General features: G+C 69.1%; 10 protein-coding genes. 5 read left to right on the top strand and 5 right to left on the bottom strand.

Annotated features, from left to right (window positions below; genetic code table 11):
- Positions 1 to 218: 218 nt before the first annotated feature.
- The 3 genes from PPZ50_RS03470 to PPZ50_RS03460 form a co-directional block, all read right to left on the bottom strand.
- Positions 219 to 665 carry a DUF1772 domain-containing protein gene (locus PPZ50_RS03470; RefSeq protein WP_066690033.1) on the bottom strand — a complete coding sequence of 149 codons (447 nt, stop codon included), beginning with the start codon at positions 663 to 665 and terminating at the stop codon, positions 219 to 221.
- Between the two features lie 186 nt (positions 666 to 851).
- On the bottom strand, positions 852 to 2,678 hold the full coding sequence (locus PPZ50_RS03465; RefSeq protein ID WP_066690032.1) for an AsmA family protein: 1,827 nt from the start codon (positions 2,676 to 2,678) through the stop codon (positions 852 to 854).
- Positions 2,679 to 2,791: 113 nt separating this feature from the next.
- On the bottom strand, positions 2,792 to 5,224 hold the full coding sequence (locus PPZ50_RS03460; RefSeq protein WP_198158539.1) for a TonB-dependent receptor domain-containing protein: 2,433 nt from the start codon (positions 5,222 to 5,224) through the stop codon (positions 2,792 to 2,794).
- 189 nt (positions 5,225 to 5,413) lie between these two features.
- Between PPZ50_RS03460 and PPZ50_RS03455 the strand changes: the two genes are divergently transcribed.
- Entirely contained in the window at positions 5,414 to 7,900 is a 2,487-nt protein-coding gene (locus PPZ50_RS03455) for a TonB-dependent receptor domain-containing protein (RefSeq protein ID WP_420794422.1), read from the top strand.
- A gap of 42 nt (positions 7,901 to 7,942) precedes the next feature.
- Here PPZ50_RS03455 and PPZ50_RS03450 read toward each other — a convergent pair whose 3' ends face one another.
- Entirely contained in the window at positions 7,943 to 8,110 is a 168-nt protein-coding gene (locus PPZ50_RS03450; RefSeq protein WP_084401532.1) for a DUF1674 domain-containing protein, read from the bottom strand.
- A 150-nt stretch (positions 8,111 to 8,260) separates the two neighbouring features.
- On the opposite strand from PPZ50_RS03450, the gene PPZ50_RS03445 reads away from it, so the two are divergent.
- The 4 genes from PPZ50_RS03445 (at position 8,261) to PPZ50_RS03430 (ending at position 12,678) form a co-directional block, all read left to right on the top strand.
- Positions 8,261 to 9,457: an RsmB/NOP family class I SAM-dependent RNA methyltransferase gene (locus tag PPZ50_RS03445; RefSeq protein WP_272815710.1), complete on the top strand. Its 1,197-nt coding sequence runs from the start codon at positions 8,261 to 8,263 to the stop codon at positions 9,455 to 9,457.
- 236 nt (positions 9,458 to 9,693) lie between these two features.
- On the top strand, positions 9,694 to 10,353 hold the full coding sequence (gene rpe / locus PPZ50_RS03440) for a ribulose-phosphate 3-epimerase (RefSeq protein WP_066690029.1): 660 nt from the start codon (positions 9,694 to 9,696) through the stop codon (positions 10,351 to 10,353).
- The gene (locus PPZ50_RS03435; protein WP_066690028.1) at positions 10,350 to 12,089 is read left to right on the top strand and encodes a heparinase II/III family protein; all 1,740 of its coding nucleotides are present in this window, start codon (positions 10,350 to 10,352) and stop codon (positions 12,087 to 12,089) included. Before rpe ends, PPZ50_RS03435 begins: the two co-directional genes overlap by 4 nt.
- Before the next feature lie 16 nt (positions 12,090 to 12,105).
- Positions 12,106 to 12,678 (top strand): hypothetical protein, encoded by a 573-nt coding sequence (locus PPZ50_RS03430; protein ID WP_066690026.1) that lies wholly within the window; start codon positions 12,106 to 12,108, stop codon positions 12,676 to 12,678.
- Positions 12,679 to 12,787: 109 nt separating this feature from the next.
- On the opposite strand, the gene PPZ50_RS03425 is transcribed toward PPZ50_RS03430, so the two are convergent.
- Positions 12,788 to 13,567, bottom strand: coding sequence for an SDR family oxidoreductase (locus PPZ50_RS03425; RefSeq protein WP_066690024.1), 780 nt, complete (start codon positions 13,565 to 13,567; stop codon positions 12,788 to 12,790).
- Positions 13,568 to 13,636 lie beyond the last annotated feature (69 nt).

Genomic DNA, 13,636 nt, shown 5'->3' with positions numbered 1-13,636 from the left:
TAGCGGCTCCCGGATCAGGTCGGAGCGAACCGGTGGTCGCCGAACGGAGCACGCCGGAGCGGCCGCGGGGTCCAAAGTTCACTAAGTTCACACTCGTGCGCAGTTTGTCGCGCGGTCATATTGCCGTGAAAAGAAGAAGCGGGACCCCGGATCAAGTCCGGGGTGACGTTGGGGTTTGCGGCCATCAGAAAGAGCGGGCGCGGGTCGCGCGTCGCCGATCATGGCGTCGCGATCCCCTGTAGGAAAGCGCAAAGCAGCAGCACCGTCCCCGCCACCCCCAGCAGGCTGCGAACGTCGTGCAGCCGGCCCCAGCGCAGCAGCAGCAAATGGCTGTGCGCGTCACCCCGGCCGGCGATGGCGGGCGACAGGCGGCGGTTGATCGGCAGCAGCGCCGACACGGTGAACGGCCAGTTGGCCAGCATGGCGACCCCGCCGGCGATCGCCCAGCCGTCGCGCAGGACCCAGCCGGCGACAAGACCGCCGATTCCTGCGACCAGCGCCAGCGAGGACTGGATCGGCAGCGCGCGGCGATAGCTTTGCTGCCACTGGGTGAGCATCGGCTCCTCGGCCAGCGACAGGCGCGCCGGATGTTCGACCAATGTGATGTAGAGCGCCGCCCCGGTAAACAGCGTCGCGGCGAGCAGGGCGACCAGCAGGAAGAGCATGACGGCATCCTTTCACAATGCGGGATGACGCCTGACGGAAACGGCCCGGTGCGCCATCCCGAACGGGTTCGGGTTGACGCCGCGGACGGGGGAACCGGCGCACCACGGCGCTGGCGCAGGAACTACCAACCTGCTGCTCTCTTTTCGGCCCGCCCAAGATAACCGCCGTGCGGCCCGGTCGCAAGCCTAGCCCAGCACGCGGCGGACCAGCGCGCCGCAATCGGCATTGCCCGCGCGCGGCGTGTCGTCGCCCTTGATCGCGCGGCCCAGCATGCGCAGGATCCCGCCCGCGCTCTTCACGCCGGGAGGAATCTGCACCTCCGGCGTCTGGAGGCGGCCGGTGACGCGCACCGGACGGTCGAGGTGCAGCAGCGTGCGCTGCTTCGGTGTGCCGGTCAGCGCGATCGACAGGGTTTCGTCGGACAGGCGCACCACCCCCTGCCCCCGCGTCTGCGCGCGCGAGGTGTCGATCAGCAGCGGGTCGATCCGCCCGATGCCGTTGGCGACGTCCAGCCGCAGCCCCAGGCAGCGCAGCCGCGCCTGCGCATCGTCGTCGGTCAGCACGCCGCGCGCCACATCGGCGCCGAGCATCGACGCCATCTTGGCCGGCAGCACGCCGCCCGCCGCGGCAAAGCCGATGGTGCCGTTCGAGCGGCCGACCGCCTGGCGGATGGTATCGCCGCTGCCGACCAGCCGCACCCGCGCGCGCAGCGGGGCATCGACCGGCGCGCCGCCGGCGAAGGTGGAGATGCGCGAATCGCTCAGCCGCAGGTCGAACGTCGTCTTGGGCGTCGTGCGGCCACGCTGATCGACCACCACCTGCCCGGTGATCTTCCCCTGTGCCAACCGCACGCTCAGCGGCGCGACGGTCAGGCGGCTATGGTCGATCGCCAGCACGGTATCGAGGCTGCGCAAGCCCGCCATGTCGAGCAGCCGGTCGACGCGAATGGCGAGCCTTCCGTCGAGCTCGCCCATCTTGGCGAGGTTGATGCGGGTGCCGGGCACGACGCGCGGGCCGATGCGGCGCTCGATCGCGGCGGCTTCGGCGCGACCTTCGTCGGTGGCGAGGTCGTCGAACGACAGGGTGGCGAAGTGCAGCCGCCCGTCGATGCCGGTGCGCTCGTCCGCCTTGGTCACGGTCGCGTTGGCCGATGCCAGCCGCGACCGGCCGATGGTGCCCGACAATCTTTCGATCACCCAGGTCGGATCGTCGTGCCGCACGCGGGCGGTCAGCTTGACCGGCTGGGTGCCGAACAGCCCGGCCTCGATCAGGGCGTCGAGCGTCTTCAGGTCGTTGGCGCGCGCGGTCAGGTCGACGGTCATCTGCCGCGTGTCGAGCGGCGAGGCCATCGTCCCCTTCGCATCGACGGTGATCGTCGGCCCGGCGACGCGCGCGGTGAACGGCCACGCACCGTCGCCGGCGATGGTCGGACCGGCGAGCGACACGGTCACCGGGCGATTGTCGATCGCGCCGTCGCCGCTGGCGCGGAACCCCTGTCCGTCCGACGCCACGGTCACGGCGAAGCGACGATTCTGCACCGCGTCGCGATAGTCGATGACGAGGTCGCGCACGGTCAGGCTGGTGATCGCGGAGGCCGAGCCGTTGCCGCCGCGCTTGTCGGGGGCCCAGTTCTTGCGACCGTCGTGCGACCGCACCATCGCCACCCGGCCGCCGTCGATGGCGAGTGCGGTCAGGTCGAACTTGCCGCGGAGCAAGGGCAGCACGCGAAAGCGGAAATCGATGCGCCGCAACCGGACGAGATCGCCCGGCCCCGCCCAGCTGGGCTGCGCGATGCGCAGGTCGCGCACGATCAGGGTGGGCGAGAAGGACAGCGGCTCGACCCGTTCGATCGTGCCGATCGACACGTCGGAGCCGAAGCGTTCGGCGAGCTTCACCGACACCCGGTCGCGCAGCACCCCCCAGGGAAAGGCGGCGAGGATCAGGAGGATGAGCAGCAGCAGCCCGACCAGACCACCGAGGATGAACCGCCAAGTACGCGAGAGCCGAGCCATCAAGCGACAAACCGGAAGCAGGCAGTTCGTTCCATCTCCGCAATGGAATTACTGACAGGCATGTAGGTTGGATGCCCGGCCGTCGCGCAGCGGCGACGGCCGGGCTGCAGCCGTCAGAAGTCCAGTCGCAGCGTGGTGGAGATCGCCCGCCCGTTCAGCAACCGCCCGCGCACGATCCCGCTGGCGGGAATGCGATCCTCGTCGATGCCGGTCAGCGCCACCGTGTCGAACAGGTTGGTGGCGTTCAGCGACAGCAGCAGCCGGTCGACCAGCCGGACCTGCGCGAAGGCGTTGGTCGTGACATAGCCGGGGATCTTCAGCAGGTTGACGTCCTGTGCATAGGTATCGGTCGTGCCGATGAACACCGCGCCGACCGCGAACCGATCGGTGCTGACCTGCGGCGTCGCCTGGAAGATCAGATTGGCCTGATGCCGCGGCGTATTGCCGTTCAGCGCCGGGTTGACCCGGTCCCTAACGATCAGCGCATCGGTGTAGGTCGCACCCGCCGTCAGGCTGAACATGCCGCGCCGCACGCCGCCTTCGAACTCCAGCCCCTTCGCACGGTAATCGCGGGCGATGACCGCCCCGGTCGAGGTGTTGATGTTCGAATCCTGTGCATCGACATGAAAGCCGGTCAGGTTCAGCGTCAGCCCGGCATGGCGGTATTTGACGCCCAGTTCGGCCTGCTTGACCGGGTCGAACGCGGCCGACGGGATGGCCAGCCTGCCGGTCGCATTGTCGATCACGCTGCCGAAGGTGATCCGGTCGGCATTGGCCCGCGCCCCCCGGCTGTAGCGGCCGAACACCGCCAGCGGCTCGGCCACGCGGAAGACGACGCCGCTCGAATAGGACAGGTAGCGATAGCCGTAATCGACCAGGCCGGGCGCGGTCGGCGTGATGCCGACGCGCTGTTCGGGTGCGGAGATCACGCCGTCGCCATCGATGTCGCGCGCGACCTGCCCGATGCGTCCGCCGCCCAGCTCGACGCCGAACACCTGCCCGCTGGCATGGCCCCAGTCGTAGCGCAGGCTGCCGCCGATCGAGACCCGGCCGATCTTGTAATTGGCCGATGCGAAGGGGGCGTTCACCCGATAGGCCAGCCGCAGCGTGCGGCGCTGCGTGCCCGACAACGGGTTATAGGCATAGATGCCGCCCGCGGTGCGCGCCGTGCCGGCGGCATCGAACACGTCGAGCAGCGCGGCATCGCCGCCGCCCGTCACCTCGGTCACCGCCACGCCGTACAGGATCGACGTGTCGATCGCCTGGCGCGCGGCATAGAATCCGGCGGTGGTGGTCAGGCTGCCGTCGCCGACCTGCCAGACGCGGCTGGCGCGGATGTCGTTGGTGATGTTGCCGACATCCTGCTGACGCCGGTCGCGGATGTTGTAGATCGCGATCAGCCCGTTGCCGTTCAGCGCGGTCGGATCGGTGATGGCCTGCCCGACGTTCGCGCCGCTGGCATAGCGGAACGAACCGCCGGTCGCGCCCAGCCGCGTCAGCGCCGCCGACGGCGACAGCATGAGGCTGCTGAACGGGCCGATCAGCCCGCCCGAGCGCCCGGCGACCCGGAAGCGTTCGGTCACGGTCCATTCCGCCACCGTCACCTGCGATTCGAGGCCGAACGACGTTTCCCGGACCCGCTGGCCGTCGCGGATATCCTCGACGATCGGCCGGTTCGCTTCGTCCAGCAGCGTGACCGACTGGAGCGCACGGGTCGACAGCGTGTCGTGCGTCGGATCGAACGATGCGACCGCCGCGAACGATGGATCGGCATCGCTGCCGGTCACCCGCAACGGCACCGAATCGTAGAAGGGCGAGCGGTCGTCGAGATATTTGCCGTACAGCCGGATATAGCCGCCTGCGAAGTCGCGGGTGACATTCGCCTTGATCTGCCCACCGCGCTGACCGGTGAAGCCGATGCGGCGCGGCCCTTCCCCCTGGCGATAGAAGCCGCCGACATGGAAGCGAAGATGGTCGCCCAGCCGCGCGCCATAGTCGAAATCGCCGCGATACTGGTCGAAGTCGAGCCCGGCGGTCAGCGCGATCGCGCCGCCCTCACGCTCCCCGGTCTTCGAGATGAAGTTGATGATGCCGCCCGGCGCATTGCTGGTGAAGGTGGAGGCGGAGCCGCCGCGGATCGCCTCGACCTGCGCGAGGTTCAGGTCGACGCGCACGAAGCTGTCGGCGCTGGCACCGACGATGTCGCCGAATTCCATGACCGGCAGGCCGTCTTCCTGCAGCTGCACGAACTTCGCGCCCGACGACGACAGCGGCAGGCCGCGGATGGTGATGTTGGCGATGCTTTCGCCATTGGGTGCCTCGGCCAGGATGCCGGGAATGGCGCGCAGCAGTTCGCCGACCGACCGCGGCGCCAGCTTCGCGATTTCCCCCTCGCGCAGCACGCTGGTCGATGTGGCGCTGTCCAGCCGGTCGCGCCCCTTGGCGACGCCGGTCGTGACCGTGTCCTGCTCGGGCGCCACCTGCTGCGCCTGCGCCGGAAGTGCCAACGCGATGGACGACAGGCCACAGATGATTCGCCAATTCATATTCATGCATCCCCCCGGAATTCCCGAAGGGACAATGGTAGGGCGAAGAGTTTCCCAAATAGCTAAGTCGCCGGTAAGACTTTGTTATACGTTGCAAAAACCTCGCTGCTGCGCGACTGCAATCGTTGTCAACGCTCTGTTAAATCGTATTCCATAGGGACGCGATCATTCCGAAGGGGGATTGCGACATTGCGTTCACATCAAATTTTTGCCGGCCTGATTCCACTCATCGCCTGTACGCCGGCCCATGCCCAGACGGTCGCCACGCCCGACAAGGCGGCCGATGAATCGGCCACACGGCAGAAGCCGCCGGCCGACATCGTCGTCACCGCCGTCGCGCGGGGTCGCGATCGGCTGGACAGCGCGATTTCGACCAGCTCGCTGCGCGAAAACGACATATTGAAGGCTGCGCCGCGCTCGACCGCCGAGATTTTCCGCAACGTGCCGGGCATCCGCGCCGAAAGCTCGGGCGGCGACGGCAACGCCAATATCTCGATCCGCGGCCTGCCGATCGCATCGGGCGGCGCCAAGTTCCTGCAGTTGCAGGAAGACGGCCTGCCGGTGCTGGAATTCGGCGACATCACCTTCGGCAATGCCGACATCTTCCTGCGGTCCGACCTGAACCTGTCGTCGGTCGAGGCGATTCGCGGCGGGTCGGCCTCCACCTTCTCGTCCAACTCGCCCGGCGGCGTGCTCAACCTGATCTCCAAGACCGGGGAGCGCGAAGGCGGCGCGATCCAGCTGGGCGCCGGCCTCGATTACGAGGAATATCGCGTCGATGCCGATGTTGGCGGCAAGATCGACAGCACGACGCGCTTTCATGTCGGCGGCTTCTATCGCCAGGGCGAGGGGCCGCGCCGGATCGGCTATGACGGCAATCGCGGCGGCCAGTTCAAGGCGAACCTGACCAAGAGCTTCACCGGTGGCTATGTCCGGCTGTACGCCAAATATCTGGACGACCGCGCCGTCGGCTATCTGCCCAATCCGGTCCGCGTCACCGGCACCGATGCCGATCCCAAATATCGCAGCCTGCCCAATTTCTCGATCACCGACGATGCGCTGCTGACGCGCAACTTCACGACCAACGTGACGCTCGACGGCCGCAACAACCCGGTCCAGCGCGACCTGCGCGACGGGCAGCATCCGGTGGTCAAGGCGTTCGGCGTGGAAGGGCAGATCGACCTCGCCGGCTGGACCGTGACCAACCGCTTCCGCTACGCCGATATCAGCGGCGGTTTCTCGTCGCTGTTCCCGTCCAATGTCGCGGCGGCGGGCGAGATCGCGACCGCGCTGGGCGGTGCGGGCGCGACGCTGCGCTATGCCAGCGGCCCGTCGGCGGGACAGGCGATCGCCAACCCGGCCGCGCTGAACGGCAACGGCCTGCTGGCGCAGATTGTCGTGTTTGACGTCAAGCTGAACAGCCTAGACAACATCACCAACGACCTGCGCGCCAGCCGGGTCTTCCGCGTGGGTGAGGGCGACCTGACCACGACGGCCGGCTTCTACAAGTCGCGCCAGACGATCGACAGCGACTGGCTGTGGACCTCCACGCTGCTCGACGTGCGGGGCGGCGGGCGCGCCGCGCTGGTCGATATCGTGTCGGCTGCCGGTACGCCGGTCACCCAGAACGGCTTCTACGGCTATGGCGCCAGCTATTTCGGTGATTGCTGCCGCCGCAGCTACCGCGTCGATTACGACGTCAACGCGCCGTTCGGGTCGCTGAACTACAAGATCGGCCGCGTCGCGCTGGGCGCCAGCGTCCGCTATGACTTCGGCGATGCGTCGGGGGCGATCTTCGGGTCGGACCTGGGCGGGGGCCGCACCGGTGTCGTGACGCGCGACATGAACGGCGACGGCGTGATCTCGGCCGCCGAGCGGCGCGTGGCGGTCATGCCGCTCGGCAGCCCGGCACCGGTCGATTATGGCTGGAACTACCTGTCCTATTCGGCGGGCATCAACTTCCGCATCGCCGAGCCGTTCGCAGTGTTCGCCCGCTACAGCCGCGGCGGGCGCGCCAATGCCGACCGGCTGCTGTTCGGTCCGGCGGTCAGCACGGTTGACGGGTCGCTGCGCAGCAAGGCCGCGGCGGTCGATTTCGTCCGCCAGGCCGAAGCCGGCGCGAAATATCGCCACAACGGGCTGGTCGTGAACGTCACCGGCTTCTGGGCACGCACCGAGGAACAGAATTACGAAGCGACGCGCCAGGTGTTCATCGACCGCGCGTACCGCGCCTATGGCGTCGAACTGGACGGCGGCTACAGCGTCGGACCGTTCGGCATTACCGGCGGGGCGACGTGGACCGATGCGACGATCGTCAGCGACGCGCTCAACCCCGGCGTCGTCGGCAATACCCCGCGCCGCCAGGCCCGGCTGATCTTTCAGGCGACGCCGCAGGTGGAGCTGGGCCGGATCACGGTCGGTGCGAACGTCATCGGCACGACCAGCAGCTATGCGCAGGACAGCAACCAGCTGAAGCTGCCGGGCTATACCGTCGCCAACGGCTTCCTCCAGTTCCGCGCGACCGACCGGCTGCTGGTGTCGCTCAACGCCAACAACCTGTTCGACGTGCAGGGCTTTACCGAGGCCGAGGATGCGGTGATCCCGGCCAACGGCATCGTGCGCGCACGGTCGATCAACGGCCGCACGACATCGGTGACGCTGCGCGCGATGTTCTGATGCCGACGTCCGGGCCGCGCCTCGGCGTGGCCCGGCGCAGGATCAGAAATCGACGGCGATGCCCTTGTGCGTCCAGTCGCCGTAGCGGGTCGGGCTGAGGCCCAGCGGATCGTCGCCGTCCGATTGGGGCGGCAGCGGTTCCGGGGTCGGCACCGTCGGCGACTTGGAGAGATGCGCGGGTGGCTTCACATGCGGGGGCCGCTTGCCCATAGGGGTTCCTTTCCGGTTCGCTCGGGACTGCACTTGGCGGACCGGCGACAGGATTCAAGTACCCCCTTTGCCGCATCGGAACCCGAACATGGCCCGCCCCCGTCTTGCCCCCGAACCCCCGGCGTTCCCGCGCGCCGGGCTGCGCTCAAATTGCTCGATGCCGTCATCCGGCGCGGGCTGCCGCTGGAGGCGGCGCTCGCGAGTTCGACCGCCGAGCTCGACCGGCGCGAGGATCGTGGCCTTGCCCATGCCATCGCCGCCGCGGTGCTGCGCCGGCTGCCCGATCTCGACGCGCTGATCGACAGCGCGACGCAGCGGCCGCTCCCCGACGATGCCAAGGCGCGGTTCGTGCTGCGCCTCGCGCTGGCGCAGGCGCTGGTGCTGAACACGCCGCCGCATGCCGCGATCGCCACCGCGCTTCCGCTGGTCGATGGCGGGCCGCGCAAGCTGGTGCATGGCGTGTTCGGCACGCTGATGCGCGGCAATGCGCGACTGCCCGACGCCGCCACCCTGCCCGCCGATACCGATGCCCGGTGGGTCGCGGCATGGGGCGAGGACATGGTGATCGCCGCCGCACAGGCGATCGCGCAGCAGCCGCCGGTCGACCTGTCGCTTAAAGGTCAGGACGGCCCCGAAGGGTTGGCGCTCGCCCCGCGGCATCGCCGCCTCGCCGAGCATGGCGCGATCGCCGACCTGCCGGGCTATGCCGAGGGCGACTGGTGGGTGCAGGATCTGGCGGCGTCGATCCCCGCGCGGCTGCTGGGGAACGGGCCGGGCCGTGCGCTCGACCTGTGCGCGGCACCCGGCGGCAAGACGCTGCAGCTGGCCGCCGCCGGATGGGACGTGACCGCACTCGACAATTCGGAGAGCCGGTTGATGCGCCTCACCGAAAATCTGGAGCGCACCGGGCTGTCGGCGAAGGTCGTGACCGGCGATGCGTTGGTGTGGAAGCCGGCCGAGCCGGTCGACGCGATCCTGCTCGACGCGCCGTGCAGCGCGACCGGCATCTTCCGCCGCCACCCCGACGTGCTCCACCGCGTCCGGCCGAGCGTGATCGCCGAGACGGCGGCGTTGCAGGCGCGGCTGCTGGCGCGCGCCGCCGACTGGGTGAAGCCGGGCGGGCGGCTGGTCTATGCCACCTGTTCGCTGGAGCCGGCCGAGGGCGAGGCACAGCTCGACCGGTTCCTGAGCGGCCGGTCGGATTTCGCGGTCGAGCCGGCGACCGCCGACGAACTTCCGCAAGGGGTGGAGGCGAACCGCCGAGGCTATGTGCGGACGCTGCCGGGGATGCTGGCGGATCACGGCGGGCTGGACGGGTTCTTCATCGTCCGGTTGCGGCGGAGTTGAAGAAGATCCGTTCACGCGGAGGCGCGGAGGCGCGGAGGGGTTGCGCTTGCCGTCCCCTTCCCGCGCAGCGGGCCTGTCGCTCGGCACGGCAACCGGGAAGCAAAGGGCCGCTTGCGCGGCGTGCAGGGGCCACGGACGCACTACCTCCGCGCCTTCGCGCCTTCGCGTGAACCAAATCTTGCTTCCTCCTTTACCCTTTGCTTGCCGAGTCGGCAGACCATGCTAGGACGGACGCCATGCAAGCTGTCCGTATCGCGCCCTCCATCCTGTCCGCCGACTTTGCCAAGCTGGGCGAGGAAGTCCGTGCCATCGATGCCGCCGGCGCCGACTGGATCCATATCGATGTGATGGACGGGCATTTCGTGCCCAACCTGACCATCGGTCCGGCGGTGGTGAAGGCGCTGCGCCCGCACAGCCCCAAGCCGTTCGACGTGCATCTGATGGTGTCGCCGGTCGACCCGCTGGTCGACGCCTTTGCCGAGGCGGGTGCCGATATCCTGTCGGTCCACCCGGAATCGGGGCCGCACCTCCACCGCACGCTCCAGCGGATCAAGGCACTGGGCAAGCGCGCCGGCGTGGTCCTCAATCCCGGCACCCCGGTCGAGGTGGTCGATCAGGTGATCGACCTGACCGACCTGCTGCTGGTGATGAGCGTCAATCCGGGCTTTGGCGGGCAGAAGTTCATCGACAGCCAGTTGCGCAAGATCGAGGTGCTGCGCGCTAAGATCGACGCGACCGGCCGGGCGATCGACCTGCAGGTCGATGGTGGGATCGACCGCGTGACCGCACCCAAGGCGATCGCCGCCGGGGCCGACTGCCTGGTCGCCGGCACCGCGACCTTTACCGGCGGTCCGACCGCCTATGCCGCGAATATCGCCGCACTGCGCGGCGCATGATCCCGCCCCAGCCGATCGACGAACCGCGCGACGGGATCGACGTCGGCAAGCGGCTGGTGCGACAGGGCGGCGGCACCGGACTGTCGCTGTCCGAACGGATCGCCGAGAAGCTGCAGCGCCTCGCATGGCGCACGCCGCTGCACGGGTTGCGGTTGAAGGGGCGGCATCCGCTCAAGCTGATCGCGGTCGCCGACGACCCGTTTTTCGGTGACGTCGCGCGGGGGCAGGCGCTGCTGAACGGCGATCTGATGTTCCGGGGCGAGGCGGTGGCCATCGACCGGCTCGGGCTCGACCGTCCCAAATTCTCCGCCGCGTTCGCCGAGCATCTCCACAGCTTTGCGTGGCTGCGCGACCTGTCGAGCGTCGCGCCGCGCGTGACGGCGGTGCCGATCGCCGAGACGCTGATGCTGCAATGGCTGGCCGCGCATGGCGAGCGCGTGTCGGAACCGGCGTGGAGCGCGCATGTCACCGGGCGGCGGATGCTGTTCTGGATCGCGCATGCCCCGCTGATCCTGTCATCGACCGACCTGGTCTATCGCTCGCGCGTGCTCAACACCATCGCCCGCGCCGCCCGGCATCTGGATGGCGAGGCGGGCAAGGCACCCGCCGGCGTTCGCGCGATCACCGCGTGGGCGGGGGTGGTCGCCGCCGGCCTCGTCATTCCCGGCGGCGATCCGCGCCGGGCGTTCGGCGAACATGGCCTCGCGCGGGCATTGGCGACGGGCATGTTCGAGGATGGCGGTATTGTAGGCCGCTCGCCCGCCGAACAGCTCGATGCGGTGATGACGCTGACGTCGTTGCGCGAAATCTATGCCGCGCGGCGGCTGGACGTACCCGAGGCGCAGGGGCTGGCGCTGACCCGCATGGTCGCCGCGCTGCTGGGCGTATGCCATGGCGAGGGTGGCCTTGCTTGCTGGCAGGGATCGGGACCGGTCAGCGGCGAACGCATCGCCGATGTCGTCGCGGCAACCGGGGTGCGCACCCGCCCGCTACGCCATGCAGGCGACTGGGGCTATCAGCGCCTTGCCGCCGGGCGCACCGTGCTGATGGTCGATTCCGCCCCGCCGCCGGTCGCACGCGCCGCGCGCGAGGGCTGCGCGTCGACGCTGGCGTTCGAGTTGTCGGACGGCGGGCAGCGGATCGTGGTCAATTGCGGCGGCGCGGGCGCCGCGCTGCTGACGCTCTCCCCCGAACTGCGCCGGGCGCTGCGCACCACCGCCGCGCATTCGACGCTGGTGCTGGCCGATGCCAATTCGACCGCGATCCATGCCGACGGGTCGCTGGGCAAGGGCGTCGGCGTGGTCGACCTGGCACGGCAGGAAAGCGACGCGATCAGCCGGATCGAGGTCGCGCATGACGGCTATGCCAAGCGGCTGGGCTTCCAGCATCGCCGCGTCCTGACGCTCTCCGCCGATGGCCGCGACGTGCAGGGCGAGGATATGCTGATCCCGACCGGCCGGCGCGGGCGCAAGGGCGAGACGGGGTTCGTCGCCCGCTTCCACCTGGCGCCCGGCATCGAGATCGCGCCGACCCCCGACGGGCAGGCCGCGTTCCTGCGCGTCCCCGATGGCGGCCCGGTGTGGCAGTTCCGCTGCAAGGGCGCGACGCTGGGCGTCGAGGAAAGCCTGTGGATCGACGAGTCGGGCAAGCCGGTGCCGACCTTCCAGCTGGTCCTGTCGGGCGCGACCCCGGCGGGGGGGCATGATTTTTCGTGGCGGTTCCACCGCGCGCGGTAGGCGAAAGGGTTGATCGATGCTGTTGCTGGTCGTCGCATTGCTGGGTGCCGCTGCCCCGGATTGCCGGTTCGACCGGGCGGCAATGCTCGCGCTGGACCAGCAGGCGTTCGATCAGGACATGGACGGCGGCTGGCGCGCGCTGTCGAAGCGGGGCTGCATGGTCGAAGCTGCCGACCTGATCCGCGACTGGCGCACCGCGCACCCGTCCGACAAGCCGGATGCCAGGATCCTGTTCTGGCACGAGGGACAGATGCGCGCCGAACTCGGCCAGACCGAACAGGCGATCGCGCTGTTCGAGCAAAGCCGCAAGCCGGCGGACAAGGACCAGGCCTGGGGCTGGAATCTGTATGTCGATGGCAGCATCGCCTTCCTGCGCGGCGACCGGGCGGGTCTGGAGCGCGCCCGTGCCGCGCTGGCCGTGCTGCCGAAACCGCCCGAACTGGCCAATGCGCGCGGGCCGGACGGCAAGCCGATGACGGTGCGCTGGCCGATGAACCTCAACGTCCTCGACGGTTTCCTGCGCTGCTGGGGGCAATCCTATCACGACGCCTATGGCTGTGCCGCGCCGATGTCGGTGAAGAAGGGGTAGTCCGGGACAATATCCGTCACCCCAGCGCAGGCTGGGGTCTCCTCGTGACGAAGCGCGCGCCTCGCCGCAGGAGGCTCCAGCCTTCGCTGGAGCGACGGTGAGGAATCGCCTATCCGGGCGCTGCCGCCGATCCGGCGAGCAGCCCGCCATCGATATTGACCTCGGTCCCGGTCAGATACGCCGCCTCGTCCGACGCGAGCATCGCTGCGACCGCCGCGACTTCCTCCGGCAGACCGAAGCGCTTGAGCGGGGTGTCGGCGACCAATGCCGCCATCCGCGCCTCCCGGTCCGGCCCGTCGCCCAGCATCGGTTCCCAGATCGGCGTCAGGATCGCCGCGGGATGGACCGAGTTGCAGCGGATGCGCCAGCCCTGTTGCGCGCAATAGAGCGCGACGCTCTTGCTATGGTTGCGGATCGCCGCCTTCGACGAAGCATAGGCCGCCGCGCCGGGAATGCCGACCAGGCCCGAACGCGACGCAATGTTGATGATCGATCCCGTCCCCGCGACCTTCATCGCACCGATCGCATAGCGACAGCCGAGAAAGGTGCCGTCGAGATTGACGGCATGGACCGCGCGCCAGTCGTCGAGCGACGCATGTTCGGGATCGTGGGCGACCATGCCGCCTTCGAACCCGGTCACCCCGGCATTGTTGACCACGACATCGGCGACCGGCACCTCGGCGGCCAGCCGCGCCCAGTCACCCTCCTCGCGCACGTCGAGCGGCAGGAAGCGACAGCCGAGCGCATCGGCGGCGGCCTGTCCGGCGTGGGCGTCGATATCGGTCAGGACGACAATGCCGCCCTCTTCATGGAAGCGCGTGGCGATGGCATGGCCGATCCCGCGCGCCGCGCCGGTGACGACGCAGAGTTTCGATTGCAGACGTTGCATGATGGAATCCCGGTACGAGTGATCGTGCGGCGGACCTGCCGCCGGTTCAGCGCAGGGACTGGACCATCG

The sequence above is a fragment of the Sphingomonas hankookensis genome (assembly GCF_028551275.1).
Taxonomy (GTDB): Bacteria; Pseudomonadota; Alphaproteobacteria; order Sphingomonadales; family Sphingomonadaceae; genus Sphingomonas; species Sphingomonas hankookensis_A.
Note: the sequence above shows the minus strand (reverse complement) of the source record. Positions and strands in the feature narration are given on the sequence as shown.

Bases quoted from the DNA above. Each gene is read 5' to 3' on its own strand.
- PPZ50_RS03425 (WP_066690024.1), bottom strand. From the start codon at position 13,567: ATGCAACGTCTGCAATCGAAACTCTGCGTCGTCACCGGCGCGGCGCGC.
- rpe (WP_066690029.1), top strand. From the start codon at position 9,694: ATGCAAGCTGTCCGTATCGCGCCCTCCATCCTGTCCGCCGACTTTGCC.
- PPZ50_RS03465 (WP_066690032.1), bottom strand. From the start codon at position 2,678: ATGGCTCGGCTCTCGCGTACTTGGCGGTTCATCCTCGGTGGTCTGGTC.
- PPZ50_RS03435 (WP_066690028.1), top strand. From the start codon at position 10,350: ATGATCCCGCCCCAGCCGATCGACGAACCGCGCGACGGGATCGACGTC.
- PPZ50_RS03430 (WP_066690026.1), top strand. From the start codon at position 12,106: ATGCTGTTGCTGGTCGTCGCATTGCTGGGTGCCGCTGCCCCGGATTGC.
- PPZ50_RS03460 (WP_198158539.1), bottom strand. From the start codon at position 5,224: ATGAATTGGCGAATCATCTGTGGCCTGTCGTCCATCGCGTTGGCACTT.
- PPZ50_RS03470 (WP_066690033.1), bottom strand. From the start codon at position 665: ATGCTCTTCCTGCTGGTCGCCCTGCTCGCCGCGACGCTGTTTACCGGG.
- PPZ50_RS03450 (WP_084401532.1), bottom strand. From the start codon at position 8,110: ATGGGCAAGCGGCCCCCGCATGTGAAGCCACCCGCGCATCTCTCCAAG.